The following is a 25,169-nucleotide window of genomic DNA, read 5'->3' as shown; positions in this document are numbered from 1 at the left end:
TGTGCGGTCGATCTAGTCCGAACCACCGATGCCCATCCCAAACGTCAGGCGGTTGCCGTCCAGATCGTCGATATCGAAATCACGCATGCCGTAGGGACGATCGCCCGGCGGATGCACTATGGTCGCCCCGCGTGACTTCAGCTCATCGTGCAGCGCGTCGACCTCGGTCACAAACACGTTGACGGCGCCTTGGCCGGATTCGCGTGGCGCCTTGTTCGCGGCCTGGAAATGAATCGTAACGTCGCCCCGCTCGACGCCGCCGTAGAAAACCGGATCACCGTAGGTGAAGCCGACCTTGAAGCCAAGGACGTCGCGATAATGGGCAACGGCTTTGGGGACGTCCTGGACCACGAACAGGGTCGCGGCCGAACAAAATTGCGGGGCATGAAGGCTCATCGGACACGCTCCTTATAGTCGGAGACCCGCCCGAATTTACGCGATCCGGCGCATGTTCTCTAGAGCGCGATCCACAAAAGTGGATTCCGGCTTTGCGTCCGATCGCACTCTAAATATTGAGAATACGCATGATCTTTCGCCAAACCGCTCACACTTGGCGGATCATGCGCTAGCACTTTACCCGCCTCTGCTCACGGTCCACGGCCTGTTTCACTCCGGCGGAGGCGCGGGGATATTTGCGCGTGACCTCACCAAGCGCGGCGCAGGCGGCCTCTTTTTCTTTCAGCGCGGCCAGCGATTGTCCGAGCCGAAGCAACGCATCGGCCGCCTTTGCCGAACTGTCGTACTTTGTGGTCACGCCCAGGAAAGACTCAGCAGCCTCGCGATATTTCTGGCGCTGAAACAGGCTTTCTCCGAGCCAGTACTGCGCGTCACCCGTCAGAGCATCGGAAGGGTATTTCTGGGTGAAATTGCGCATGGTTTCCTCGGCAAGCGCATAGTCCTTGCGCTGCATGTAGCCAATGCCAAGATCGAATTCGTCCCGCGGCGTCGCCGATGGCGGCAGTGTTGTCAGGCCACCCGAATTGAGCGGAGCGTTGCCGGTCGCCGGATAGTTCCCCGAAGAGCGTGGACCGACGTTGGCGAGATCGAGCGGAGCGCCGGCTTCGCGGCCGCCGGGCGAGCCTATGGCCGTCGTCGGGATCGGCATCTGTCCGCCGCCGAGCGCGCGCGGCGCACCGGGGGCGTTAGGGTTCTGGCTGGGGTTGAAGGCATCACCCCGGTGACCTTGCGCAGGCACGGGTACGACCTGCTCCTGCACGAGGGGTGGCTGGCTTCCTCGCTGATCGTAATTCGGTTGAGGCGAACCGGCGTTTGGATTTGCCGGCGCAGTCGCCGCGACGCCAGGTGATGCCGTTCCAGGCTGCAACTGCTGCAGCTGTTGTTCGAGCATCCGATTCCGGTGCTGCAACTCTTCGTTCTGCCCGGTCAGGGTTCGCAGCTGCTGTTCCAGTTGCTGGATGCGGAGTTCAGGATCGACGTCGTATTGCGCGGAGACATGTGACGAAAGCACGAGCATCGTGGCAACGGCCATTGCGCGTGCAAGCCTCGGAGGTATGGATGACATTTTGGCCTGTCGACTGAATAAACGTCACATCGAAAGCGCACCCATTGAAAACTTGAGTACGCCGAAAATGTGACTTGGTCTAACAACAACAATCACTTTACGACGATCTTGCCGGTCAGTCTTCTCCTTAAATATTTTCGTGGCGTTAAGCGTGAAAAAAACAGCGCCCTCTGGCTTGAGCTGCAGATAACAGCCGGTTTGCATCGTCAAGACAGAAGGCAGAAGCCGGCTTTTATTTCATCGATCGTCCTGGCGCAAAAAAACCGGCGCCCCAAGAGCGCCGGCTGAAAACAAAATAAGATAAGGGACGCCTCAGGAACTGGCGTTGAGCACCGTGACAGCGCGGCGGTTCTGGGACCAGCAGGAAATGTCGTTGCAGACCGCGACCGGGCGCTCTTTGCCATAGGAAATGGTCCGCATCCGGCCCGGATCGATACCGCGCGACGCAAGGAAAGAACGAACCGTCTGCGCGCGGCGGGCGCCGAGCGCGATGTTGTACTCGCGGGTGCCTCGTTCATCCGCATGGCCTTCGACGGTGAAGGAATAGCGATTGTAGGTCTGCAGCCAACGCGCCTGTTTCTCCAGCGTCGTTATCGCCTGTGGCGACAGGCTGGTCTGGTCGCTCTCGAAGAAAACGCGGTCGCCGACATTGACCACGAAATCCTGCTGGCTGCCCGGGGTCGCAGCGCCGGCCATCCCGCCGCCCCTCCCGTCCATCGGATTTTTATTGGCGCAAGCACCCATCGACAGCGCCGCCGCAACCACGGCAGCGAGCTTCAATCCCCGGAGGAATCGCTTCTGATTTAACATTCCGGAGCCTCCACGCTCGCGTTTTCCACTGTTATCCGCTCTACAGGGTGATGGTTAAGCGAACGTTCCGTCAACCTTGATGAGAGGTTGCTCGATTGCATCAAATGCCATGTTTGCGAAAGAAGCGCCCGCGATGGTTAATAAGCCGCAAATGTGGCGCGAGGGTGAACCGACAGCGATTTCACAACCGCGCGGTCCGCGGAGTCCGCCCCTGAACCCACATCACAACAATTAGGTCGGATATCAGGACCTCGGGACGATCGAGGGTCGCGCGAACGAAAACGGAGAATCGGTGGGCACCAGAGTTGCGGTGCCAGCTTTGCGCTCGAATAACATTCGACGTTCGAAATAGCTCGAACGGAGATACGGATAGCGGGCGAAGACCTTTTCGCGCGAGGCCGGAAAATCGACCGCCATCAGACAGATCGGCTTGACGAGACCAGGATACCGGCGCGGCGGACTCAACGGCTGGTGATCAAATAAACGCCGGTAGAACGACCGGTGTTCGGCGCGAACGGTGGCCAGACCGAGGTCCGCATTGAAGAAACTGCAGGCGACGAAGCATAGACGGAGCGTGATGTAGGGCAATTCAGGAAATCGACCCGCAAGCTCCGGATCCGCCACGAAGCGGGTCGGGTCGACCATAACCTTGCGCCGATCGACCTCCGGCTGGAGATAATCCTTAAACACATCCACCGAAGGACTGAGCGGATGCTCCGGCGACGAAATGCTGAGACGAATGGAACTGGCCAGCGCGCCGTCCAGATAGACGGCAAAAATCCAGGAATTCGGCATTTCGTCGAAACGATCAAAGATTTTATGGTCGCGGTTGGTCTCGATCGCGCCCTCATTCAGGTAGGCGCGATATCGAAGGCGGTAGATGATATCCCTATCTGCCGGCGTTTCCACCAGGCGATAATCAACCCGATCCAGAAGTTCGATACTTCGGTCTACAGGCTTAGCGACTGTTAGAGCCGAACTCATTGGGAGCACCCTCGCCGCCTGATTCCAGCAAACAATCGAAAGTTAACGATTCGTTAATGAAATGAAAAGATAACAAAACATTAATGTTAGTGTGTCCTCACATTCTTTCAACGGGGACGCTCGACTCGAAGGTGGTGGCGTCCTCAAGGAGAAATCTAAGCGATCGACCGGACACCCTTCACATTGCCATCACACAGACGACGTCCATGAGAGGCGTCGAGCTGCTGACGAATGCTCGCCGCCGATACCGGTCGGCTGAACAGATAGCCTTGCGCTTCCGTCACCGTGCCGTCGACGCTGACGAGCTCGAGCTGCTCGTTGGTTTCAATGCCTTCGACGACGACGGCCATGCCGAGATCGGCGCTCAGCCGAGCCACACCACGCAATAGCATCAGGGGCCGGTCCGTATCGATTCCCTCCAGAAACGAGCGATCGATCTTGACCTTCTGGAGCGGGAAATTGTGCAAATAACTAAGGCTCGAATACCCTGTGCCAAAATCATCGAGTGAAATCCTCACGCCCGCAGAGCGCAATTGGCTCAGCGCGTCGTGAGTCCACTGCGTGTTACGCAGCAACGACGATTCTGTAATCTCGATTTCGAGGCGGTGCGCCGGAAGACCGGAAACCTCCAAGGCATAGCGGACTTCGCTCAGGATATCGCGCTGATGGAATTGCTCCGACGAGAAGTTGACGGCGACGCTGACAGCCTCCGGCCACGTCATGCATTCCATGCAGGCCTTGCGCAAAATCCAGCGGCCGAGATCGATGATGATCCCCATCTCCTCCGCCACCGGAATGATGGCCATCGGCGACACCGTACCGCGCGAGGGATGATTCCAGCGCAGCAGTGCCTCGCAAGCGGTGATCCGGCCCGATTTCAGATTGACCAGCGGCTGATAGAACAGTTCGAACTCTTCCTTGGCCAGTGCGTTGCGTAGATCGAGTTCGAGGGCGCGGCGCGATTCGACCGTTTCAGCCATCTCGTTGCGGAAGAAGCAGAAGGTTCCGCGGCCATCGGCCTTGGCACGATAGAGCGCCATGTCGGCGTGCTTCAGAATGTTGTCGGCCGTGATGCCAGGCGATGTCATTGCGATACCGATGCTCGCGCCGATCTCGACAAGATGGCGATCAATTTCATATCGCTCGGTGAGCCGTTCGACGATGCGGCGGGATAGCGCGGCCGCCTCCTCCGCCGACTGGATGTTTTGCTGAAACACCACGAATTCGTCGCCGCCGAATCGCGCAACGAAGTCCTCCGGGCGAAGCATTCCCCGGAGTCGGTCGGCGACAATGCATAACAGGCGATCCCCGCAGGGATGACCCAGCGTATCATTGATCTGCTTGAACTGATCGAGATCGATGAACAGCAGCGCCGATAGCCTCGGCGCACTATTGGAGATCGTCAGCAGGCGTTCGATTTCGTCGCGAAAGCTGAGCCTGTTGGGCAATTCGGTAAGCAGATCGAAGCGAGCGAGATGGTTGATTCTCGCTTCCGCCTTCCGCCGCTCCGTGATGTCCTCGACCAGCACGACCGTGCCGCCGACGGCCATCGGCTGGAACGTCCACGACAGCGCCCGCCCCTGCTCCATATCCACGTCGGTGGTCACGATTGCGCCGGCTTGCGAATTCTCGATCTCCGAGATAATCGTCCGCCCGTTTTCGGACGACATCGTTCCGGCGGCCACGCATGCGGCGATGACATCCGCTGCGCCGACGCTGCGATGCACGAAGTCGTCGGCGAGATGCATCATTTCACTGAAACGATAGTTCATCACGCCAAGGCGACCGTCTGCGCCGAACATGCACAGGCCATGCGGCATGTTGTTCAGCGCGGTGTCGAACTGGGCGGCGAGCGCGGCTTCGCGTTCGCGCGCGATCAAGGCGCGGAGAAAAATCTGCTGTAGTCTGGTCGTGATCCTCTCGAGACCAAGGAAATACAGCAGGGTGAGAAGCGCCATCCCAAGGTAGTAAGGACTGCCTTTCAGCGCCATCGCCCCAGCCATCGGCCCGCAGGTCAGCAGAATCTGCAGGTGGAAAATCCATGGGCGTCCGTAGGCGCGGCCGGCGCCGGCCGCCACATATCCCGTGGTGACCGAGATGCAGATCATGTGCGCGACGGCGTCGTCGGTCATCAGAAGCGCGATGGCGCACCATGCGCCAAGGACAATTGCGTAGAGCACCGCTCCGATCTGATAGCGGGCCTCCCAGCGCGCGGCTTCGTCTACGGTCAGATCCGAACGGCGATTCTTGTATTTCGCCATGTCGAAAGTGCGGAGCATGCCAATCAGGACCAGAAGCACCGCGCATGGCCACAGCAGATGGTTGCCGGTCTTCAATGCGGTCATGACCGCCGCGATCGCAGCGCAGACCGCGCCAGCCAACATCGGCGCCGGATTCTGGAATAGCGAACCCACAAGCGCCGCATATATCGCTGGCGACATCGTATCGGTATCGCGATGGTGGTCGGCCAACTGCATCGGCTGCGCGCGCTTCCTTTCCGCGCGCGCAGTGTTACCGGCCGCTAGTGAAGCCTTTCTGAGCGAACATCGTTAGCGAGACGTTTGACCCGGCCACCTGAAGGCCGAATTTATCCTGTAAAACAGAATGTTACAGGATCAAGATCCAACCGACGCCGATCCGGTTTTGGCTCGCACATCCAGCTTTATGAGAGCAGGGGCGACCATGCCGGATCGGACGCAAAACCAGGCGTGGGAACTTTCAATTCGTTGCGGCCGGAGACGTCGATCGTATAAAGCGATGGTCCAGCGTTGCCGCCGGGGTCGCGGAAGAACATCAGGACCCGCCCGTTAGGCGCGAAGGTCGGACCCTCGTTGTGAAATCCCGACGTCAGAATTCGTTCGCCGGAACCGTCCGGCTTGATAATGCCGATGGAAAACTGACCACCGCCTTGCTTCGTGAAGGCGATGTAGTCACCGCGGGGTGACCAGACCGGAGTCGAGTAGGAGCCCTCCCCGAACGAGATGCGTTGGGCCCCGCCGCCGGTCGCTCCCATCACATAAATTTGCGGTTTACCGCCGCGATCCGACTCAAAACAGATGCGGGCGCCGTCCGGCGAATACGAGGGCGACGTGTCGATCGCTGGCGTGTCCGTCAGACGTGTCGTCGACTTCGAGCGAATGTCCATCACGAACAGATTCGAGTTTCCACCCTGCTGCAGGCTCATGATGATGCGTTGGCCATCGGGCGCGAACCGCGGCGCAAACGACATACCGGGGAAGTTGCCGACGATTTCGCGCTGTCCGGTTTCGATGTTGAACAGATAGACCCGGGGATCGCCCTGCCCGAATTCCATATAGGTGATTTCCTGGGTCGACGGCGAAAAGCGCGGCGTGATCACGAGGTCAGCGCCGCGCGTGAGGTAGCGCACGTTGGCGCCGTCCTGATCCATCAGGGCCAGCCGCTTGACGCGATGCTGCGCTGTTCCCGACTCATCGACGAACACCACGCGGCTGTCGAAATAGCCTTTCTCGCCGGTCAAACGCTCGTAAATCTGATCCGAGATGATGTGCGCGATCCGCCGCCAATATTCCGGCGATGTAAAATATTGCTGGCCTGCAAGCTGCTGGCCGGTCGCGACATCCCACAAACGAAACTCGGCCTTGAGCCGCCCGTCGCCCTGACGCGTCATGCGTCCGGTCACCAGCGCCTGTGCATTGATGGTCTTCCAGTCGGCGAACTGCGGCGGCACGTCGATATTGGTGATCTTCTGGATATACGCGGCCTGGTCGATTGGCGCGAACAACCCGCTGCGCTTGAGATTGTTGGTGATGACCTTGGCGACGCCGGCACCGACCTCGCTATCCGACGGCGAACCGGCAATGAAATTCGGAATGGCGATCGGGAGCGGCGCGACGTTGCCCTCGGTGATCTGGACCCGCGCCTGGGCGAAGGCTTGCCGGCCGCCCAGCAACACGGCAGCCGATGCCATCCCGGAAATCATGTGTCGGCGGTTCAGGCGGAACGGCATTCTCTGCAATCCATTTCTCTCGATCATCGGTCAGACTTTTCATCCGCAACGTTCGTTGCTTACGACTTTCGTTCTGTGAATACGGGCTCGAAAAACTTCCATTCGTCGAAATAAGCCGCAGGCAGATTGTACGGCTGGCATTCAATGATCGCGCGCAGCGCGCTTTCCTGATAAACGCGGAAGTAGGGTGTCGACGGGTTGCTGATCGCGGTCGGCGTTGTCTCCAGCGTGCCGTCGCGCTTCAGCTTGATGCTGAACACCGCTTCGGTCATCTGAGCTTCGAGCCCGCCATAGGGCTTTTTCCAGCAGCGCTCGACCTGGGACTTGAACATCGACCCCCAGGTCGCGGAATTGTCCGCGGCCTTGCCATGGGCGAGGCCGAGCGCGGCATTCGGATTCAGCGTGTCTCCGGTGACCGAGCGGCGGGTGGGCTCGCGCTTGTCAAGCAGCGCCGCAATCTTCGATTGGTCGAACACGCGCTCAGCCTTCTTCGCCTCTGCCTGGGCTTTCGCCTCGGCTTCTGCCTTGGCCTTTGCCTCGGCTTTGGCTTTGGCTTTGGCTTCCGCCTTCGCTTTCGCTTCGGCTTTTGCTTTCGCCTGCGCTTCGGCCTTCGCCTTGGCCTTGGCTTGAGCCTCCGCCTTTGCCTCAGCTAAGGCTTCCGCCTCGGCCTTCGCGGCCTCTGCTTTGGCTTTCGCATCCGCCTTGGCCTTTGCGTCGGCTGCTTTGGCTGCCGCCTCGGCCTTCGCTGCTGCTGCAGCAACCTCGGCAGCGGCCTTGTCATCTGGTTTTGGTTGTTCTTTGGGTGCCACGTCGGTCATGACCGGCGGCTTCTTGTCGTCGATTTTGCCGACAGTGTCCTCCGGCGGAGGTGTGGCCTCGGCGACCTTCTCGACCAGGGGTTTCGGTTTTTCCTTCTTGCCGGTCTTCATGCCCGCCGTGACGTGGGCAAGTTGATCGGCGGAGATGATGTCGACCGGCAAAGATTCCTCTGGCACCGATTCGAAAGCCTTCGACGAAAACGACACCAGCCCCCACCCGATCACAAGGACGTGCAGGGCAACCGATGCTGCCAGTGTCTTATCGACCTTGATCTTCAACCTTAAGATCCCTGCTCCACTTCGGTGACCAGCGCCAGACGCTTGAACCCGGCGCCCGACAGCCGACCCATCACTCGCGCCACCGTGCCGTAGTCGGCCTTCTTGTCCGCGCGCATGAAGATGCGTTCGTCAAGACCGCCGCGTGCATCGGTGATCGCCGTCAATTTCGGAACCAACTCCTCCATCGTGACTTCGGTGTCGTTGATAAAGATCCGTCCCTGAGCATCAACCGACAACTGCAAGGGCGTCTTGTCCTGCTCGAGGCTTTTGGCCTGGGTCTGCGGCAAATCGAGCGGAACGCCCACCGTCAAAAGCGGCGCCGACACCATGAAGATGATGAGAAGCACCAGCATGACGTCGACCATGGGCGTGACGTTGATCTCGGCCATCGGCTGTGACCGCCGCCGTCCTCTTCGTCCACCACCGCTGGAGGAAGCCGCTGCCGGATTCATTGCCATGATGGACCGCCCGTTTCCATGCCGCTTGACCTCACGCCCGCTCGTCGATCTGACGTGAGAGGATCGCGGAAAACTCGTCGGCGAAACCCTCAAGGCGCTGGGCCTGACGATTCACTTCCGCAGTGAACTTATTGTAGAAAATAGTCGCGGGGATGGCGGCGATAAGGCCGATTGCCGTTGCGAACAGCGCTTCTGCGATGCCCGGCGCCACCACCGCGAGCGAGGTATTCTTTGATGCGGCGATCGACTGGAAGCTCGACATAATGCCCCATACGGTCCCAAACAGGCCGACGAAAGGACCGGCAGAGCCCACGGTCGCTAACACCAGCAACCGCCGTTCCAGCCGCTCGATCTCCCGCGCGATGGAAACGTTCATCACTTTCTCGATCCGCATCTGAAGCCCAGCAATCGAGCGCGCCTGACTTTCGAAAGAACGTTTCCACTCGCGCATCGCTGCGACGAAACAGGCCGCCATCGATTGTGTCGGCTTGGCCGACAACGCCCGGTACAGGTCCTCAATCGACTCCCCTGACCAGAAGGCCTGCTCGAAACGGTCCATCGCTCGCTTGGTGCGGGCGTAAAGAAAGATCTTGTCGATCGCGATCGCCCACACCCACACCGAGCAGGCCAACAGGCCCAACATGACTGCTTTCACGATCCAGTGAGCGTGAAAAAAAAGCGTAATCAGCGACACGTCGGCCGAAGCTAGGGGCAAGGCTGACTGCGCCACGTCGGCCGGATTCATGAGCAGTTTCCTCTCAACGCAAGTATCCCTATCGACGCGGAGCGCGACCTCAAGCCGCCAGTTTCGCGGCCACGAAGCTCACGCGGCGTAAAAGCGCCACGTAACAAGCCGGTTGAGTCACTTGGGGGGTCCGTCCAATGCCGGAGCTTGCATCCCCTGCCAACGTGTCAAAACGAGGGCTAACGGCGCGCCTTTACGGCTGTAACCAAACGCTAATCATGGTTAAGACCAGGTTACCAAAGAGGCTCTGAAATCCGCCTTATATTCCAATCCTTGTTCACCGTGAGCCGTGCCCGGCGGGAGCGGGTGGGAGGTGACCGACCGTCGATTATTCCCCAGGATGGGAGTTCCGGCTCAGTGGGCGTGTGGCGATGATCCGACGCCTGAATCGAGAGAGGCTTCAGACCCGCAGATGAGAAAAAGCCCACCTGTCGGGACAGGCGGGCTTTCCTATCGGTTGGTGGAAGCCGGGCAGCATCAAAACCAGCGCCGGTCGCAGCGTCCGATTAGTGACTACTGGTCTTGCGGCCTATCGTTCGGCGGCGTGGGATGGGTGCGGTGCTGGGCCATGAAGGCATCGAACTCTTCCTTGTCCTTGGCGTGACGAAGCCGTTCGAGAAAGTCCTTGAACTCCTTCTGCTCGTCCTCAAGCCGCCGCAGCGTCTCCATGCGATACTCGTCGAAGGCGCGGTTACCGCTGGACGGCGCGCCAAAACCGCGGAAGCCAAAACCGCGGCGCTCCATATGGTCCCGCATCCGGTCCATCTTGTACTGCATCCGTTGCATTTTGTTCTCAAACCGGTCGTTGCTCCAGCAGCCCATTTTCCTGCTCCCTAGAGTGAAGAAGAGAATCGCGAGACCGATCGGCCACCACACCATGAAGCCCAGCACGATCAGGACAATCCGGAATGGATGCCAGGGCGCGTCCGTGAAACAGCGGGAATACGGGGGCTGACCTTGGCCCCGCGCATTGTTGGGGCCATTCCAGCGATCATAGTCAGCGGTGTGGGCCATAGGCCTTCTCCATGAACGGCGTCATGCCGCGTGAATGTAAATAACATTTACATAGGTAGCCCACTAAAGGCTTTTGTCAAGCGTGACTTTGCCTGGAAATGCCGGGTTTTGGCGGTGCTACCGTTTCCCGCCGTTGTAAGGTCTCGTCACATTGAAAGCGGCAAATATTGGCGAGCAAACCAAAAAGCCTATCCATGAGAAGCTCTTGGCCGATTGCCGCGAGCGCAGGATAAAATCCAGTCCTGGTATACGCACAGATGAATCGGTTGGTCAGGTCGCGGACTTTTGATCCCACGGCCCTCGCGGCGGCTTGGCCGGAGCGTTCGGATCCTCAGGCGGCCTGCGTTCGGTCGGAAAGCCGAGCCCTCGCAGATAAATCAGCACGCCGGCTTCGAGCAGATCTTCGGCGGACATCGGCAGCTTGCGCCGCGCCGCGTCGCCGCGGCCGAACAGGGAGGCTATGCCGTGCGCCAACGACCAGATATGCAGCGCCATCATCAAAGCCGGTGGTCGCGCGACGCCCGGCGGTGTCAGCGCTGCAAGCCGTTCCGCCGCAGCACGAATGATGCTGAAGGCGCGCTCGCTCGCGGCTGACAGCATCGGATTGACATCGGTCGGCAGCCCGGATTCGAACATCGCCGAGTAATAAGCCGGTTCGTTGCGGGCGAAGGCGAGATAGGCGCGGCCGACGCGCTCGAACGCGCGGACGGTATCCGGGCGTCCGTCATCCCATGCCTTAGTCAACACCGCCTCGAACTGCTCGAAGCCGCGTTGCGCGATGCTCGCCAGCAGTTCATCGCGATCGCGGAAGTGCCGGTACGGCGCCGCCGGACTGACGCCTGCGGAACGCGCCGCATCGGCGAAAGTGAAACCCGCCGCGCCTTTCTCGGCGATCAGGCCGAGTGCCGCCTCCAGCAGGGCCTCCTTCAGATTGCCGTGATGGTAGCCCCGCTCGGGGCGGCGATGGTCCTTGCGCCAACTCATGTGAAGAGTTTTTACATGAGCACGAGGGAAACGCCACTCGTTTCGTCCTGCTTCCATTCGAGAAGCAGGACGAAATCCAACACGAAGAACCGCAAACCGTCGGCAATCTCGACCTCCGGTCAAACGAGGCCAGTTCGTCGGGAGTCGGCCAATGGCCGTGGCGGCCTGATACGGAGCCTATCGGCGCGCGACCTCTGCGCGCAGCCGTTCTTCCTGCTCGCGCAGTTCCGGCGTGAACGCCTCGCCGAAATCCTCCGCGTCGAACACCTGACGCAGTTCGAGTTCATCTCCGGGTGCGAAAGGCGCGCGTTTCATCCATTGGATCGCCTCGTCTTTTGAACCGACCTCGATCAGCCAGAATCCGCAGACGAGATCACTGGTCACCGGGAATGGGCCCTCTGTCACCACAGGTGCAGCGCCTGAATATTTGATGCGCGCGCCTTTGGAGGTCGGATGCAACCCCTCGCCCGCCTGCATCACACCGGCCTTCACCATCTCTTCGTTGAACCGACCCATCGCGGTCAGCATTTCGGTGCTCGGCATCTCGCCCGCTTCGGTTTCCTTCGTCGCCTTCACAATCACCATGAAACGCATCGCGATTCTCCTTCGATCCAGTGATCCAGGCCGTTTCTTGGCGGCCCCGCAATGAAGACGGGCGGACTGCGGCCTCTCCGACATGTCCAATAGAAATTTTTCGACGCGTGCGCTGATTCCTCAGTCACCCTGCGGGAACATGTGGAAATACGGCTCGGCGTCCTTCAGCACGCGGGCATAGGACGGTCGCGCCTTGAGACGTTCCAGATAGGCGGCAAGATGCGGATGGCTATCAGCATATGGCAGCACCCTAGCGGCATAGAACAACGCCGGCGCGGCGGCGCAATCCGCCATCGAGAAATCGTCGCCGGCTGCCCAGCTGCGCGATGCCATCTCGCGCTCGGCGATGTCATAAGCCGCGCGCATCCGCGTTTTCGCATCCTCAACGCCGTGCGGGTCCTTGCTACCGGCAGGCCGTAGCCGGTCGCCGACCACCTTTTGCATATGGTTGTGAATGTGCAGATCGTAAAAGCGGTCCTTCAGCCGCACCTCGCGCTCCGCGTCGCGATCCTGCGGGATGAACCGCGTCCCGCCCGGATAATACCTGTCGATATACTCAATGATGATGCTGGATTCCGGCACCACCTCGCCGCGAGCGGCATCCTGCAACACCGGAAATTTGCCGACACCCCACAGCTTCAGCAGCACCGCGCGCTCGTCCGGATCGCCGAGATCGACCGACATAGCCGTGAACGGCGTCGCGTTCTCATGGAACGCGATTAGCGCCTTGTGGCAATAGGACGACAGCGGATGCATGTACAGCGTCAGCGGCATGATGTTCTCCCGGTCAGCGAGCGCTTTGCAGCACTGCATGTGATGACGCAAGACGAAACTATCACGCGCCGTCAAGCGCACATGAGCGCGTATCGCGCGTTTTCCGTCGCAACAAATTCCTGCCGCATTGCTTGATCACGCTTGCGTCATTGCTTCGGCCGCGGGGACAAGATGCGGGCGCAGCAATTCCAAGGGGCGTTCCGCGTAAACATCGATTCAATTTTGGCTCGCGCGCAAGCCGTGATGAGTCATGCCCGAACCACACTGGCCAAAACCAAATGGGGGAGGACATCATGACCGATGCCACAAAGCGGACGGCTTCCGGCACGCTCGCCGATATGTTCGCGCATATCATGGCGGTGACGGCGCTGCTGGTGATCGCAGCCTGCGTCTTCTACGTGAAATAGCTCTTCGGCCGCCGTCACGACACCGCGAACACGGCTGCGCGAGAGGAAAAATAAGCGAATCTCTCGCATGTGTCCTCGAAGGGGACATAGGAATTGATTTTCATCCTGCTCCCCCAGCCATGAGCGGTTAATTCAGCTTTCCACTGCCTTGCGCAGATTGGCGAGACCCGCCTCGAAATCAGTACCGACCATGCGATCCATGTTGATGAACACGTGCATGATCTTGCCGATGAACGGCGTCGGCCCTTGCATCGTCCATGTGACACGGGTGCCATCGCCCTGAGGCTGCAATGTAAATTCGGCGGTGTTGTGCGCTTCGAAGGGTTTCAGGAAGTCGAGCTTGATGACGACATTCTGGGAAGCAAGCGCATCGAGGATTTCCATGTGGCCCGTACCGACGTTGCTGTCACCTTCCCAGGCGTAGGTCGCACCTTTGCCGCGTTCGGCGCCGCCGTAGGTCCGCTTCATCGCGGGATCGCGGGTCTCATAAGGCGACCACCGTCCCCACTGATGGAAGTCGGCAATCAGCGGGAAGATATTCTCCGGCGACGCCTTGATGACGGCGGACCGCTCAACGCGGAACGTATCGGGCTTGGTCGAAGCCAGTATTAGAACAACGGCGAGAGCAATGACGATGACGGCAATGACGATGACGGCAATGACGGCGGCAAGGACTTTCAACATGGCAATCCCTCAAGTCTGAATAAAACAGGACAGCCCAAGGACGAACGGCGAGGCGACATCCAGACAGCGGCCGAACACTTTTTTGAATCAGCCCCCAGAACCCTACTCCGCCGCCCTGGTGCGAGGCGAGCCGTCTTTCATCAGCCGATCCAGATGCATGCGGATATGCGCCGCCTCCGCCGAGGTATTGGCGAGCGCGATGGCGCGGTCGAATGCAACGCGGGCTTCCTCGTCGCGGCCGAGTTGCATCAGGTATGCGCCCTTCACGCCGAAGAAGTGAAAATAGCCTGACAGGCGCTGCTCCAGCGGCGAGATCAGCGCGAGCGCCGCTTCCGGCCCCTTCACCTTAGAGAGGGCCACGCTGCGATTGAGCGTCACCACCGGCGACGGCTGCAATTGCTCTAGCGTCGCGTAAAGAAGATCGATCTGGCGCCAGTCGGTCTCCTCCGGCTTTGGCGCGCTTGCATGAAGCGCCGCGATTGCCGCCTGTACCTGATAGGGGCCGGCGCGACGATGGCGCATCGCCTTGTCGATCAGCGCCGTGCCTTCCGTGATCATCTTTCTGTTCCACAGACTGCGGTCCTGATCCTCAAGCAGGATCACTTCGCCGTCGGAATCAAAGCGTGCGGCGGCGCGGGCATGCTGCAACAGCAACAGTGCCGTCAGTCCCATGATCTCCGGCTCGTTCTGAAACAGCCGAAGCAGCAGCCGCGCCAGGCGAATCGCCTCCTCGCATAGCGGCGCACGGACCCCGAAAGTGTCGCCGTTCGCCGAATAACCCTCGTTGAAGACGAGATAGATCATGGCGGCAACGACGCCGAGCCGCTCGCTTCGCTCGACCGCGCCAGGCGTCTCGAACGCGACGCCGGCTTTCGCAACCGCCGCCTTGGCACGAGTGATGCGCTGCTCCATCGCAGCTTCGCTGACGAGAAATGCACGCGCGATCTGCTTCACCGTCAGACCCGAGACGATACGCAGCGCCAGCGCGATCTGCTGCGTCGCAGGCAGATCGGGGTGGCAGCAAATGAACAGCAAACGCAAAATATCGTCGCGGTAGTGGGAGCCGTCGAGCCGCTCGGCGATTTCACTCTCGGCGTCGCCGAGGTCGGAGATCACATCGTCGTCCGGTAGTTCCTGCTGCCTGCCGCGCCGCCGCACCTCGTCAAGCGCGGCGTTGCGCCCGACCATGATCAGCCACGCCGCCGGATCGCGCGGCGGCCCATTTTCCGGCCAGTTCCTCAACGCCCGCAAGCAGGCGTTCTGGTACGCCTCCTCGGCTGTGTCGAGATTGCGGAAATAGCGCAAAAGCGCGCCGAGCGCCTGGGGACGCGCCGCCGTCAGGGCCGCATCGATCCAGGCGACGTCGGTCATGTCAGAGCCCCTCCGGCATCGAACAGGCCGACAGGACGGATTTCATAGGAGCCACCCGGATTCGCCTCGCCGAGTTCCTGCGCCGCCTCCAGCGCCTCCTCAAGGTTCTTGCAGTCGATCAGGTAGAACCCGAGCAACTGCTCCTTGGTTTCAGCGAACGGACCATCGACGATCAACGGCGGGTTTTCCTTGCGCAAGGTGGTCGCCGCGGTGGTCGGCAGCAGCCGTGCCACCGGTCCGAGCCGGCCCTGCTTCTTCAACTTGTCTTGTACGACCGCGAGCTTTTGCATGACGGCGGCGTCCTGCTCCTTGCTCCAGGAACAGACGACATCCTCGTTATGGTAGCAAAGTAGGGCATAGAGCATGCGCAATGGTCCTTCTTCCTCTCAGGACGAACCAGTATGCCGATAGCCGACACATGACCCAACAAAATTTCCGGGGGGATTTTTGGGCGACAGTAAGCGCAAGGTCCAAACGCCCTTGCATAGCCGACGCGACCATTGAGTTATGGAAACGTGCCTTTTGACGTCCCGGCCCACAACCAGGATACGGGTTCGGGTTTGAGATAAAGAAGCTACCCGTTCGCCGCCGCCTCGATATCGGCGATGACGATCTTCTTCATCTTCAACATCGCCTTCATGGCACGACCGGCTTTGGCGCGATCCGGATCCTGCAACAGGCGCGGCATCATATCGGGTACCACCTGCCACGACACGCCAAACCTGTCCTTGAGCCACCCACACTTAAGCGGTCCGCCGCCATCGGCGGTGAGCTTGTTCCAGTAGTAGTCAACCTCGTCCTGCGACTTACAGTCGATGCTGAACGAGACAGCTTCACTGAACTGGAAATGCGGGCCGCCGTTCAACGCGATGAACCGCCTTCCCTCGAGATCAAAAGCGACGGTCAGCACCGTTCCGGGCGGCTTCGAGCCGCCTTCGCCATAATAGGTCGTTTCGACGATCTTCGAATTGCTGAACACGGTGGTGTAGAATTTCGCTGCTTCCTCGGCCTGCGTATCGAACCAAAGGAACGGGGTGATGTTGGGCATCGTGGGCTCCATTATTGCGTGCCCCGGTTGATGCGAGGCAACCCGCCAGCAAACGTCGGGTTCCGCAAGGCCGTGGCCCAAGGACGAACGGCACGGCCGCGATCGATATCACTAAGGGATTTTCACATCAGACATTTTCCGCCTGGATTCGGCGACGTCCCGCCATTGTCGGCTATGCAAATCATCGTGACCGTCGGGACGTGGCGGTCTGGAATATCGGCGTGAGGCGCGCTTAAATCTTGATCCCCGGCGATCAAACCTGATCTGCCTTCATTGCCACACGAAGCGCCTTGGGTATCGGCTTCGCCCGCCCTCCGGATATGAACGCCACCTTCACCCTCGCGTCCAGCAGCAGCACGTCGCCACACCGCACCTCCTGATGCAAGGTGATCGAGGCGCCCCGGACTTCCAGTGGCCGCGTCACGATGTCGAGCACATCGTCCATCCGCGCGGGCTTTAGAAACTCGAGCTGCATCGCGCGCACTACGAAGGCAAAACCGGGCGCTTCGCTTTCGGCCTCCGCGAACAGCGCGCGCTGGTCGGCGCCGAGCAGCCGCAGATAGTTGCTACGTCCACGCTCCATGAAGCGCAGATAATTGGCGTGATAGACGAGGCCGGTAAAATCCGTGTCCTCATAATAGACGCGGACTTGCATGTGATGCCTGCCGTCGCGAATCTCGCCGTCGAGATGGCGGGTCTGCGGCGACACATTCATTGATCTTCGTCCTGCCCGAACAGGCCGAACTGCGGATCACGCGTGGGCTCAGTCAGGCCGAGATGGCGGAACGCGTGCGAGGTGAGCAGCCGTCCGCGCGGTGTGCGCTGCAGATAGCCGCACTGGATCAGGAACGGTTCGATGATGTCCTCGATGGCATCGCGCGGCTCCGACAGCGCCGCCGCCATGGTTTCCACACCCACAGGTCCGCCACCATAGTTCAGCGCAATGGTCGTGAGGTAGCGGCGATCCATCGCATCGAGGCCGGCGACATCGACTTCCAGCGCGCCGAGCGCGTGATCGGCGATTTTCCGGTCGATCGACGCCGCATCCGCGGCGGACGCGAAATCGCGCACCCGGCGCAGCAGGCGGCCGGCAATGCGCGGAGTGCCGCGGGCGCGGCGGGCGATCTCGTTGGCGCCGTCCGCCGTCATGCCGACATTGAGAACACGGGCACCACGGCTGACGATCCTCTCCAGCTCATCCTCGGTATAGAAGTTCAACCGCACTGGAATCCCGAAGCGGTCGCGCAGCGGATTGGTCAAAAGCCCCGCGCGCGTCGTCGCGCCGACCAGCGTGAACTTCGCCAGTTCGATCTTGACCGAGCGAGCCGCCGGCCCCTCGCCGATGATGAGATCGAGCTGAAAATCCTCCATCGCGGGATACAGCACCTCCTCCACCGCCGGCGAAAGACGATGAATCTCGTCGATGAACAACACATCGCGCTCTTCGAGGTTAGTCAGAAGTGCCGCGAGATCTCCGGCCTTGGCGATCACGGGGCCCGAGGTGGCGCGAAAGCCGACGCCGAGCTCGCGGGCGACGATCTGCGCCAGCGTGGTCTTGCCAAGGCCCGGAGGGCCGACGAACAGCACGTGATCGAGCGCCTCTTTTCGTTTACGGGCAGCATCGATGAAGATCTGGAGGTTGGCGCGCGCCTGCGCCTGTCCGACGAACTCGGCCAGCTTTTGCGGCCGCAGCGCGGTGTCGCCGACATCGTCGGCGCGGCGCTCGGGCGTGACGATGCGGGAGGGCGTGGTCACTTCGACAGCTCCTTCAAGCCGAGCCGGATCAGTTGCGCGGTCTCCGCATTTTCGCCAGCACCGCGCGAGGCGGCCGCGATCGCCGCGGTCGCCTGCGGCTGACCATAACCGAGATTGACCAGCGCGGAGATCGCATCCCGCACCGGGCGCGGCGCGTGCTGGTCATCGATGGCGCCTGCGAGATGCACAACAGCGGGATCGACATTGGCGAACGACGGCGCCTTGTCCTTCAGTTCGGTGACGATGCGTTCGGCCACCTTCGGTCCGACCCCCGGCGTGCGCGCCACCGCGGCCTTGTCGCGGAGCGCAATGGCGTTAGCGAGATCGGCCGGCGACAGCGTGCCCAACACCGCGAGCGCCACCCGCGCGCCGACGCCCTGCACCGTCTGCAACAGACGGAACCATTCGCGCTCGTGGTCGGTGCGAAACCCGAACAGCTTGATCTGGTCCTCGCGCACATAGGTCTCGATCGACAACACCGCCGCCTCGCCCGGCGACGGCAGCGCCTGCAGCGTGCGCGAGGCGCAATGCACCTGATAGCCGACGCCGCCGACATCGAGGATCACGTAATCCTCGCCGTAGGAGTCGATGATGCCTTTTAACTTGCCGATCATGCGCCCGCCGCCTTCATTCGCGATGCGAGCATCGCGCTTCCACGATGGTGCGCGTGGGTAATGGCAATAGCGAGCGCGTCGGCGGCATCGGCGCTTTTCGGATCGGCTTTCGGCAGCAGGATTTTCAGCATCGCCTGGATCTGGGTTTTGTCGGCGTGGCCCGCGCCAACCACGGTCTTCTTTACCTGATTGGGCGCGTATTCCGCCACCGCGATGCCGAACATCGCCGGCGCCAACATCGCAACGCCCCGCGCCTGCCCGAGCTTCAGCGTCGCCACGCCGTCCTTGTTGACGAAGGTCTGCTCGATCGCAGCCTCATTGGGACGGAATCGGTCGAGCACCGCGCCGAGCCCGGCATGGATCGCCAGCAGCCGGCTGGCCAGCGCCATGTGTTCGCGCGTCTCGACCGAGCCGCAGCCGACGAAGATCAGCCGATTGCCCTCGATGTCGAGCACGCCCCAGCCGGTGCGGCGGAGGCCCGGATCAATGCCCAGAATGCGAATCGGTGAGGAGGTCATGGCCCATGTTAGCGCAAAGCTTCCCGCTGCGTCCCCCAAGCAGGCTCCGGCTCTATTCGTTTCAACGCGATCACGGGCCAAGACAGTCTCCCGAGGCAGACCCATGATGAGCAACGTTGCGGCCTGGTTTGTCGAACCTTGCCCGTTCCGGTAACGACAAAGCCGTATCCGCCGTCCGACCGATCGATCCATGTTCGGCTGAGCATGGTCCGCTCCGAGACGGGATGGCCACGTCATAAGGGGCGGCAGATCCGTCTCCGAGACGGACCGAAGAGGAATATCAAGCGTCATGCGGATAGCAGTTGCCGTTTTCTTCCTCTTCATGACGATCGTCAGCACCGCTGTTTCGGCCGATTCGTCAACCGCCGCGCAAAACCGGTTCACGTCCATTGCCAACAAGGACTGCACTTTCGCTCCGATCGGCGACGAGCCGGGCGACGAGGAAGACCAGCTCAAGACATGTCCTGGCGTCGGTGGCGCGCAGGTGCTGGTCAACGCCCTGGGAACTCGTCTGCGGATAGGCTTTCGCTGGCCGAAGGGAACTCACCCGCAAACGATCATCTGGGCGGTGGAAGCATGGTCCGCCGGATTAACCGTCGACTGGCGCGGATCTGGCAAGGGCAAGGAATTCGAGCCTTATGCCGCCATCGTCAGGATGAAATTCCAGAAACAGGGTTTGCCGGTTGCGGGCGACCAGGTACTCGGCGTGATCCGGATCACACAGGATACCGCCTGCGTCATGGGCGCCGTCGATGCGGGAGCAAACCCTAACGCCAATGAGGCTGCGCATGCGCTTGCCGATGCGGCGCCATCGTTCGCATGCGGCAAGGACAAACCGACGATCGGCGGCGTGAGTACCAAGGCCGCGGAAGAAATCGCGCGGGGCATCGCCGAATGATGAACCGGCAGATCAAGCCAACAGGCCGGCAAGCGTAAGCCGCCGGTGCTGGAGCACGGACGAAAAGAATATTAGCAAAAGAATTGAGGCGGCCAGTCAGGTCGCGCGTCGAGCTAACCCTTCAACCGCATTCTGCCGGGGTTTTCACCACAATGAATATACTGTTCAGAATCGTCCTTGCGTCCGTCCTCACGAGCCCTGCGCTTGCACTCGCGCAAGCGCCGAAAAAAACCCGTCGCGTCTCCTGTCTTGGAGGCGGAATTCAATGCCTTTATCGCCAAGTTCCGGGCGGCTTTGAAAGCGAACGATCCGACGGCCGTCGCCAGCATGACCAAGCTGCCTTTCATGGGTGACAAGGCGTACGCGGATGCCGCACAGTTTCGGGCGAAGGCCTATCCGGAATTCTTCTCCGCGAAAGATCGCGCGTGCATCCAGCGGAAGAAAGCGGAATACGGTCGAGATGGCGAGAACAACGACAACTACTTTGTCATCTGCGGCGAGAGCATTTTTACCTTCACCAGAACGCCAACCGGATTCCTTCTGACGGAGGTTGGCGTAAATGATTAGGCATGCGCCCTCAACGAACGCGTAGCGCCAAGGCTCTACAGCAGCGTCCCACTCAGGATCAGCACCGCCACGCTGAAGTAGATCATCAGCCCGGTGACATCGACCAACGTCGCCACCAGCGGCGCCGAAGCGCTCGCGGGATCGAAGCCGGCGCGTTGCAGCATGAACGGGAGCATCGATCCGGACACCGAGCCGAAAACAACGACGCCGATCAGCGCGGCCGCGACGGTCAGCCCGATCAGCATCCAGTGTTCGCCATAGTCGTAAATGCCGAGCTTCTGCCAAGCCACCACGCGGATCAATCCGATGACGCCCAACATGGCCCCGAGGATCAATCCCGTCGGCAGTTCGCGCAAGGCCACGCGCCACCAGTCGCCGAGCTTGACCTCGCGCAGCGCCAGCGCGCGGATCAGGAGCGAGGTCGCCTGCGAGCCGGAGTTGCCGCCCGAGCTCATGATCAGTGGGATGAACAGCGTCAGCACGATGGCCTTTTCCAGCTCGCCCTCGAAGTGCTGCATGGCGCTCGCGGTCAATAGCTCGCCGATAAACAGCACGCAGAGCCAACCGCCGCGCTTGCGGATCATACCCGGCAGCCCAACCTGCAGATACGGTTCGTCAGTCGCCGCCATGCCGCCGAATTTCTGGGCGTCCTCGGTGTTTTCTTCGATGATGGCGTCGATGATGTCGTCGACCGTGACGATGCCGAGGACATGCCCGGCCTTGTCCACGACAGGCACCGCCAGCATGTCGTGCCGCGAGATCAGCCGCGCGACCTCTTCGCGATCCGTTAGCGGGGAGGTGGTGATCGGGGCGCGCGCCAGATCGGCGATCTGGGCCGAGGGCTCACCGGCGATCAGCCGCCGCAACGACACCGCGCCCACCAGCCTTCGCGTGAAGGCGTCCAGTACATAGATGGCGTAGACCGTCTCGCGGGTCCGTTCGACCTGGCGGATATGCTGTAGGGTCTGCTCCACTGTCCAGGTCGCGGTGACGCTGACGAATTCGGTTGTCATCATCGCGCCCGCGGTGTTTTCCGGGTAAGTGAGCAGATTTTCGATAGTGGCCCGCGTGTTTCGGTCGAGCCCCTGCATCAGTTCGCTGCGCGCCGGCTCATCGAGCTGCTGGACGATATCGGCGGCGACGTCCGCCGACATTTCAGTCAATAGGATGATGGCGGTGCGCCGGGGTAGCGAGGCGATGACCTCCGCCCCGTGATATAATTCCGGCTTGTCGAGAATCTCGACCGAAGTATCGACCGGCAGAAGCACCAGCACCGCCGCGGCGTCCTGCGGTTCGAGTTGGTTGAGAATTTCGACGTTATCGGCGACATGGCCGCCGCTCAGGCGCGAGGCCAGCGCGTACACATCAAGGTCGCCGTCCGTTGTGGCGGTGTAGGTATCCGTCATAGCTCACCTTCGTGGTCTGCCGGCAACGGCAGGCCTGGCGAGCTCATCAAGCTCTCAGACCGGCGCCGCTGTCGGCGAGGTACCTGGCAAAGTACCTGGACTGTCGCTTGGCATAATGTCGTGGTTTCCAGTGATGGGCGTGCGACCGAGGCCGCAAGCATCCCGCTTGGCTGACATGATCCTTCAGCCGGACGGCGTCAAGAAAAAAGAGAGCAGCTATGATTTGCGCAGGAGATTGAACGCCTCTTCTCGGCACATCTCGAGACTGCGGTGTGCCGTATCGATAACAAGGTGGTCGCAATTCCACTTATCGTGGACGCGGGCGACAACCGCATCCCAGTCTGGCAAAGCCAGTCCCACGATGTCGCTTGATCTCGTCTCAATTCTCCGACGGTGCTCGACAGGATCGCTGCACACCACCTCAAGCCATCGAACTTCGGCTCCGGTACGCTGGGCGGTAGTTTCCCAGCCTTCCCGTACCTCTTGGCAATCGTTCACACAGTCCGCGATGACATCCAACCCAAGCGCTAAATTGTCCTCAGCAACGGCTTGGGCTGCTCGATAGGTCCAGTCGAAAAGATCGCTCGGCGCCGTGCCCGATGACCAACTTGCTTGATCCATCGAGTCGATTCGTAACCAGATCGAGCCGAAACACCGGGCCAGATGCCGCGCAATGCTTGATTTGCCGACGCCGGGCAAACCTGCCAGTGCGATGAGCCTTGCCATTACACTCCCTATTCCTCCGACCAGAGCCGAAACGGCTCAATTTCGGTTCTCCCTTTGTGAACCGAAAGGTCTGCAATGGCTTTTTTACAGAGTCCCGCTGCCTTCGGCTGCTGTCCTAGCCCCCCAGCTTCGCCATCAGAGCGTCCGACACCTCGAAATTGGCATAGACGTTCTGCACGTCGTCGTGCTCGTTCAGGAGGTCGATCAGCTTGAGCAATTTCTCACCGGTATCGTCATCGACCGCAACGGTGTTCTGCGGCTTCCAGATCAGGGCGACCTTGCGCGCCTCGCCGAACCTGGCTTCCAGCGCCTTGGCGGCCTCGCGGAAGGTGTCCTGCGAGGCATAGATTTCGTGGCCGCCCTCGCCCGACACCACGTCGTCGGCGCCGGCTTCAATGGCAGCTTCCAGCATGTCGTCGGCCGAAGCCTTGCCCGCGTCGTATTCAATGACGCCAAGCCGGTCGAACATAAACGAGACCGAGCCGGTTTCACCGAGATTGCCGCCGGACTTGGTGAAATACGAGCGGATGTCGGAGGCGGCGCGGTTGCGATTGTCGGTCAGCACTTCCATGATGACGGCGACGCCACCGGGGCCGTAGCCTTCGTAACGCAGCTCATCATAGCTCTCGGCGTCGTTGCCGCTGGCCTTCTTGATCGCGCGCTCGATATTGTCCTTGGGCATATTTTCCGCCCGCGCCGCGATCATGGCGGCGCGCAGCCGCGCATTCATCCCCGGATCGGGCGCGCCGAGCTTGGCCGCCACCGTGATTTCGCGCGCGAGCTTGCTGAACAGCTTTGACTTCTGGGCATCCTGCCTGCCCTTGCGGTGCATGATGTTCTTGAATTGGGAATGTCCGGCCATCGGCAGGGTCTCTCTCAAATCCGGGGCAGGCCCGGCGGCGGCGCATCGGGCGGCCTCTGCAAAAGTGGAAGCGGCGCGGCGTTATAAGACGGGACCGGGCGGAATTAAAGGTGGAATGAGCGAGAACACGAGCGGGAAGTCCGCTCAGCTAAATGTCACTTTACGCGGCGCAGGCGTCTGGTCCGAACGATGCGGGAAACATATCCGCGTCATGCCCAGCGCCGTGGTTAGTGGAAGCCCATCCAGTTGACCGAGATGGAATCCAAACGGAATCCCCCGCGGACTTCGAAAATACTGCGGTTGGCGTTTCAAGTAACATCGAAGGTCCTCGCTGTCCCATTCGGGGATGGTGGGACCTCTAGCAAGCATTGCTTTTCGTAGCGCGAAAATACCAAATAAGGCGAATAACAATTCCTCCCGCAGTGGAGCCGTCAGCTCCACCGTTGCAAGGTAGCCTGATGGCCACGCATGAAAGCACTCGCCGAAAGAAACGCTGGAATCAGCCAGGACCGGCTCCAAAAATGAATCGACCCCGTACGAAGACATCGCGCGAAATGTAACGGCACAACGCGAATTGACATACCCGTAATAGGGAATCGGATCATAATCCTCGCCCCTGTGAAAATTGGCCTCGACATATCGATGGAAAAGAAAAGCGGACTCGTCGCGACGCGAGAAGTGCGGCACCGCCTTCAGCTGCTCCTGAACCGGCACCGCGCGCGACAAAAGAGGCACGCCCTTCAAACCCGAATTCTCCGTCAAAAGCGAGAATTCCAGCTGTGGCGCATCATGTGCGTTGTATTGCCAGGAAACGGGGATGAGGTTCAGCGGAACCAGCCGATAGGGATTTATGACCTTAAAGGTCGACGCCGAGGCTCCGAGGTTCGCACTGTTGGAATTCACGATCTGCGCCCGAATTCTGGCAGAAGCATCCCATGTCGCGTTGACCCACGCCCCCAAAACGTCCACGCGCAAAAAGCGCTCGCCCGATGCCGCGGTGTGAAAGAACCAGACCGGCAGACTGTCCAGCAGAAAGAATGTGACCCGCCGCCAGAGTCCATAGCCATGCACAACCGGAGCGCTTTCCGGCCGGCCAAAATTCAGGAGCGCGACAGTTGCCGTGCCATTTACCGCGTGTTTCTCGACGACAAAATCCAATGTCGTCTCATCGTCCGCATACTCGAACCAGAAATCGCCTTCTTCCGTGACATCCAGGCATCGAATCGACTGCCCCGTCACCACTTGCGTCAACGACCTGGCGACGGAGTCGTAGTGGTACAGGCCGCCCAGCGATTCTTTCATTCAACAATCCCTCCGCTGACGGCGCAACGCGAACCACGGAT

General features: G+C 60.6%; 27 protein-coding genes. 2 read left to right on the top strand and 25 right to left on the bottom strand.

Going from position 1 to position 25,169, the window contains the following annotated elements; translation table 11 throughout:
• Positions 1 to 12: 12 nt before the first annotated feature.
• From ACZ5IL_RS05625 to ruvC, 21 genes are all read right to left on the bottom strand, one after another.
• Positions 13 to 396: a bleomycin resistance protein gene (locus ACZ5IL_RS05625; protein WP_464595661.1), complete on the bottom strand. Its 384-nt coding sequence runs from the start codon at positions 394 to 396 to the stop codon at positions 13 to 15.
• 169 nt (positions 397 to 565) lie between these two features.
• A complete protein-coding gene (ybgF, locus tag ACZ5IL_RS05620; protein ID WP_464595659.1) occupies positions 566 to 1,489 on the bottom strand; it encodes a tol-pal system protein YbgF in 924 nt (307 codons plus the stop codon).
• A 345-nt stretch (positions 1,490 to 1,834) separates the two neighbouring features.
• A complete protein-coding gene (pal, locus tag ACZ5IL_RS05615) occupies positions 1,835 to 2,332 on the bottom strand; it encodes a peptidoglycan-associated lipoprotein Pal (protein ID WP_425906319.1) in 498 nt (165 codons plus the stop codon).
• Positions 2,333 to 2,575: 243 nt separating this feature from the next.
• Complete coding sequence (locus ACZ5IL_RS05610; protein ID WP_464595658.1) at positions 2,576 to 3,316, bottom strand: N-acyl amino acid synthase FeeM domain-containing protein; 741 nt, start codon at positions 3,314 to 3,316, stop codon at positions 2,576 to 2,578.
• A 155-nt stretch (positions 3,317 to 3,471) separates the two neighbouring features.
• The gene (locus ACZ5IL_RS05605) at positions 3,472 to 5,793 is read right to left on the bottom strand and encodes a putative bifunctional diguanylate cyclase/phosphodiesterase (protein ID WP_464595657.1); all 2,322 of its coding nucleotides are present in this window, start codon (positions 5,791 to 5,793) and stop codon (positions 3,472 to 3,474) included.
• Between the two features lie 185 nt (positions 5,794 to 5,978).
• Positions 5,979 to 7,304, bottom strand: a complete 1,326-nt coding sequence (tolB, locus tag ACZ5IL_RS05600; protein ID WP_425909788.1) for a Tol-Pal system beta propeller repeat protein TolB — start codon at positions 7,302 to 7,304, stop codon at positions 5,979 to 5,981.
• Between the two features lie 59 nt (positions 7,305 to 7,363).
• On the bottom strand, positions 7,364 to 8,395 hold the full coding sequence (gene tolA / locus ACZ5IL_RS05595) for a cell envelope integrity protein TolA (protein WP_464596832.1): 1,032 nt from the start codon (positions 8,393 to 8,395) through the stop codon (positions 7,364 to 7,366).
• 8 nt (positions 8,396 to 8,403) lie between these two features.
• Positions 8,404 to 8,859, bottom strand: a complete 456-nt coding sequence (gene tolR, locus ACZ5IL_RS05590) for a protein TolR (RefSeq protein ID WP_079447992.1) — start codon at positions 8,857 to 8,859, stop codon at positions 8,404 to 8,406.
• Between the two features lie 31 nt (positions 8,860 to 8,890).
• Positions 8,891 to 9,604, bottom strand: a complete 714-nt coding sequence (gene tolQ, locus ACZ5IL_RS05585) for a protein TolQ (protein WP_079447993.1) — start codon at positions 9,602 to 9,604, stop codon at positions 8,891 to 8,893.
• A gap of 513 nt (positions 9,605 to 10,117) precedes the next feature.
• On the bottom strand, positions 10,118 to 10,618 hold the full coding sequence (locus tag ACZ5IL_RS05580) for a DUF2852 domain-containing protein (RefSeq protein WP_464595656.1): 501 nt from the start codon (positions 10,616 to 10,618) through the stop codon (positions 10,118 to 10,120).
• Between the two features lie 270 nt (positions 10,619 to 10,888).
• Complete coding sequence (locus tag ACZ5IL_RS05575) at positions 10,889 to 11,602, bottom strand: TetR/AcrR family transcriptional regulator (protein WP_464595655.1); 714 nt, start codon at positions 11,600 to 11,602, stop codon at positions 10,889 to 10,891.
• A gap of 177 nt (positions 11,603 to 11,779) precedes the next feature.
• Entirely contained in the window at positions 11,780 to 12,196 is a 417-nt protein-coding gene (locus tag ACZ5IL_RS05570) for a YciI family protein (RefSeq protein ID WP_079447996.1), read from the bottom strand.
• A 120-nt stretch (positions 12,197 to 12,316) separates the two neighbouring features.
• Positions 12,317 to 12,970 carry a glutathione S-transferase family protein gene (locus ACZ5IL_RS05565; protein WP_079448119.1) on the bottom strand — a complete coding sequence of 218 codons (654 nt, stop codon included), beginning with the start codon at positions 12,968 to 12,970 and terminating at the stop codon, positions 12,317 to 12,319.
• 539 nt (positions 12,971 to 13,509) lie between these two features.
• Positions 13,510 to 14,061: an SRPBCC family protein gene (locus tag ACZ5IL_RS05560; protein WP_464595654.1), complete on the bottom strand. Its 552-nt coding sequence runs from the start codon at positions 14,059 to 14,061 to the stop codon at positions 13,510 to 13,512.
• 102 nt (positions 14,062 to 14,163) lie between these two features.
• Positions 14,164 to 15,432, bottom strand: coding sequence for an RNA polymerase sigma factor (locus ACZ5IL_RS05555; RefSeq protein ID WP_464595652.1), 1,269 nt, complete (start codon positions 15,430 to 15,432; stop codon positions 14,164 to 14,166).
• On the bottom strand, positions 15,429 to 15,797 hold the full coding sequence (locus ACZ5IL_RS05550) for a YciI family protein (RefSeq protein ID WP_464595651.1): 369 nt from the start codon (positions 15,795 to 15,797) through the stop codon (positions 15,429 to 15,431). The genes ACZ5IL_RS05555 and ACZ5IL_RS05550 overlap by 4 nt, the downstream gene beginning before the upstream one ends.
• Before the next feature lie 209 nt (positions 15,798 to 16,006).
• The gene (locus tag ACZ5IL_RS05545) at positions 16,007 to 16,480 is read right to left on the bottom strand and encodes a VOC family protein (protein WP_309774909.1); all 474 of its coding nucleotides are present in this window, start codon (positions 16,478 to 16,480) and stop codon (positions 16,007 to 16,009) included.
• A 253-nt stretch (positions 16,481 to 16,733) separates the two neighbouring features.
• Entirely contained in the window at positions 16,734 to 17,195 is a 462-nt protein-coding gene (gene ybgC / locus ACZ5IL_RS05540; protein ID WP_464595650.1) for a tol-pal system-associated acyl-CoA thioesterase, read from the bottom strand.
• Complete coding sequence (ruvB, locus tag ACZ5IL_RS05535; protein ID WP_464595649.1) at positions 17,192 to 18,235, bottom strand: Holliday junction branch migration DNA helicase RuvB; 1,044 nt, start codon at positions 18,233 to 18,235, stop codon at positions 17,192 to 17,194. The genes ybgC and ruvB overlap by 4 nt, the downstream gene beginning before the upstream one ends.
• The gene (gene ruvA, locus ACZ5IL_RS05530; protein ID WP_464595648.1) at positions 18,232 to 18,849 is read right to left on the bottom strand and encodes a Holliday junction branch migration protein RuvA; all 618 of its coding nucleotides are present in this window, start codon (positions 18,847 to 18,849) and stop codon (positions 18,232 to 18,234) included. The genes ruvB and ruvA overlap by 4 nt, the downstream gene beginning before the upstream one ends.
• Complete coding sequence (ruvC, locus tag ACZ5IL_RS05525; protein WP_464595647.1) at positions 18,846 to 19,367, bottom strand: crossover junction endodeoxyribonuclease RuvC; 522 nt, start codon at positions 19,365 to 19,367, stop codon at positions 18,846 to 18,848. Before ruvC ends, ruvA begins: the two co-directional genes overlap by 4 nt.
• A 289-nt stretch (positions 19,368 to 19,656) precedes the next feature.
• Here ruvC and ACZ5IL_RS05520 point away from each other — a divergent pair, with 289 nt between their 5' ends.
• Together ACZ5IL_RS05520 and ACZ5IL_RS05515 are read left to right on the top strand one after the other, a co-directional pair.
• Positions 19,657 to 20,265 (top strand): hypothetical protein, encoded by a 609-nt coding sequence (locus ACZ5IL_RS05520; protein ID WP_464595646.1) that lies wholly within the window; start codon positions 19,657 to 19,659, stop codon positions 20,263 to 20,265.
• 204 nt (positions 20,266 to 20,469) lie between these two features.
• Positions 20,470 to 20,832, top strand: coding sequence for a hypothetical protein (locus ACZ5IL_RS05515; RefSeq protein ID WP_464595645.1), 363 nt, complete (start codon positions 20,470 to 20,472; stop codon positions 20,830 to 20,832).
• 35 nt (positions 20,833 to 20,867) lie between these two features.
• Here ACZ5IL_RS05515 and mgtE read toward each other — a convergent pair whose 3' ends face one another.
• The 4 genes from mgtE to ACZ5IL_RS05495 all read right to left on the bottom strand — a co-directional run bounded on the left by mgtE (position 20,868) and on the right by ACZ5IL_RS05495 (position 25,128).
• Positions 20,868 to 22,238: a magnesium transporter gene (mgtE, locus tag ACZ5IL_RS05510; RefSeq protein WP_464595644.1), complete on the bottom strand. Its 1,371-nt coding sequence runs from the start codon at positions 22,236 to 22,238 to the stop codon at positions 20,868 to 20,870.
• Positions 22,239 to 22,454: 216 nt separating this feature from the next.
• A complete protein-coding gene (locus ACZ5IL_RS05505; protein WP_464595643.1) occupies positions 22,455 to 22,964 on the bottom strand; it encodes a P-loop nucleotide/nucleoside kinase family protein in 510 nt (169 codons plus the stop codon).
• Between the two features lie 115 nt (positions 22,965 to 23,079).
• Positions 23,080 to 23,826 (bottom strand): YebC/PmpR family DNA-binding transcriptional regulator, encoded by a 747-nt coding sequence (locus ACZ5IL_RS05500; protein WP_464595641.1) that lies wholly within the window; start codon positions 23,824 to 23,826, stop codon positions 23,080 to 23,082.
• Between the two features lie 144 nt (positions 23,827 to 23,970).
• Positions 23,971 to 25,128, bottom strand: a complete 1,158-nt coding sequence (locus tag ACZ5IL_RS05495) for a hypothetical protein (protein ID WP_464595640.1) — start codon at positions 25,126 to 25,128, stop codon at positions 23,971 to 23,973.
• Positions 25,129 to 25,169 lie beyond the last annotated feature (41 nt).

The organism is Nitrobacter sp. CN101 (assembly GCF_055390255.1).
Note: the sequence above shows the minus strand (reverse complement) of the source record. Positions and strands in the feature narration are given on the sequence as shown.

Excerpts from the sequence above, each read along its gene's own strand:
- ACZ5IL_RS05575 (WP_464595655.1), bottom strand. The coding sequence starts at position 11,602 with ATGAGTTGGCGCAAGGACCATCGCCGCCCCGAGCGGGGCTACCATCAC.
- ACZ5IL_RS05605 (WP_464595657.1), bottom strand. The coding sequence starts at position 5,793 with ATGCAGTTGGCCGACCACCATCGCGATACCGATACGATGTCGCCAGCG.
- ACZ5IL_RS05555 (WP_464595652.1), bottom strand. The coding sequence starts at position 15,432 with ATGACCGACGTCGCCTGGATCGATGCGGCCCTGACGGCGGCGCGTCCC.
- tolQ (WP_079447993.1), bottom strand. The coding sequence starts at position 9,604 with ATGAATCCGGCCGACGTGGCGCAGTCAGCCTTGCCCCTAGCTTCGGCC.
- ruvC (WP_464595647.1), bottom strand. The coding sequence starts at position 19,367 with ATGACCTCCTCACCGATTCGCATTCTGGGCATTGATCCGGGCCTCCGC.
- ruvA (WP_464595648.1), bottom strand. The coding sequence starts at position 18,849 with ATGATCGGCAAGTTAAAAGGCATCATCGACTCCTACGGCGAGGATTAC.
- ACZ5IL_RS05610 (WP_464595658.1), bottom strand. The coding sequence starts at position 3,316 with ATGAGTTCGGCTCTAACAGTCGCTAAGCCTGTAGACCGAAGTATCGAA.
- ACZ5IL_RS05565 (WP_079448119.1), bottom strand. The coding sequence starts at position 12,970 with ATGCCGCTGACGCTGTACATGCATCCGCTGTCGTCCTATTGCCACAAG.
- pal (WP_425906319.1), bottom strand. The coding sequence starts at position 2,332 with ATGTTAAATCAGAAGCGATTCCTCCGGGGATTGAAGCTCGCTGCCGTG.
- ACZ5IL_RS05580 (WP_464595656.1), bottom strand. The coding sequence starts at position 10,618 with ATGGCCCACACCGCTGACTATGATCGCTGGAATGGCCCCAACAATGCG.
- ACZ5IL_RS05545 (WP_309774909.1), bottom strand. The coding sequence starts at position 16,480 with ATGCCCAACATCACCCCGTTCCTTTGGTTCGATACGCAGGCCGAGGAA.
- ACZ5IL_RS05520 (WP_464595646.1), top strand. The coding sequence starts at position 19,657 with ATGCGGATAGCAGTTGCCGTTTTCTTCCTCTTCATGACGATCGTCAGC.
- tolB (WP_425909788.1), bottom strand. The coding sequence starts at position 7,304 with ATGCCGTTCCGCCTGAACCGCCGACACATGATTTCCGGGATGGCATCG.
- mgtE (WP_464595644.1), bottom strand. The coding sequence starts at position 22,238 with ATGACGGATACCTACACCGCCACAACGGACGGCGACCTTGATGTGTAC.
- ybgF (WP_464595659.1), bottom strand. The coding sequence starts at position 1,489 with ATGGCCGTTGCCACGATGCTCGTGCTTTCGTCACATGTCTCCGCGCAA.
- ACZ5IL_RS05625 (WP_464595661.1), bottom strand. The coding sequence starts at position 396 with ATGAGCCTTCATGCCCCGCAATTTTGTTCGGCCGCGACCCTGTTCGTG.
- ACZ5IL_RS05500 (WP_464595641.1), bottom strand. The coding sequence starts at position 23,826 with ATGGCCGGACATTCCCAATTCAAGAACATCATGCACCGCAAGGGCAGG.
- tolR (WP_079447992.1), bottom strand. The coding sequence starts at position 8,859 with ATGGCAATGAATCCGGCAGCGGCTTCCTCCAGCGGTGGTGGACGAAGA.
- ACZ5IL_RS05495 (WP_464595640.1), bottom strand. The coding sequence starts at position 25,128 with ATGAAAGAATCGCTGGGCGGCCTGTACCACTACGACTCCGTCGCCAGG.
- ACZ5IL_RS05570 (WP_079447996.1), bottom strand. The coding sequence starts at position 12,196 with ATGCGTTTCATGGTGATTGTGAAGGCGACGAAGGAAACCGAAGCGGGC.
- ACZ5IL_RS05560 (WP_464595654.1), bottom strand. The coding sequence starts at position 14,061 with ATGTTGAAAGTCCTTGCCGCCGTCATTGCCGTCATCGTCATTGCCGTC.
- ACZ5IL_RS05505 (WP_464595643.1), bottom strand. The coding sequence starts at position 22,964 with ATGGCAAGGCTCATCGCACTGGCAGGTTTGCCCGGCGTCGGCAAATCA.
- ACZ5IL_RS05550 (WP_464595651.1), bottom strand. The coding sequence starts at position 15,797 with ATGCTCTATGCCCTACTTTGCTACCATAACGAGGATGTCGTCTGTTCC.
- ybgC (WP_464595650.1), bottom strand. The coding sequence starts at position 17,195 with ATGAATGTGTCGCCGCAGACCCGCCATCTCGACGGCGAGATTCGCGAC.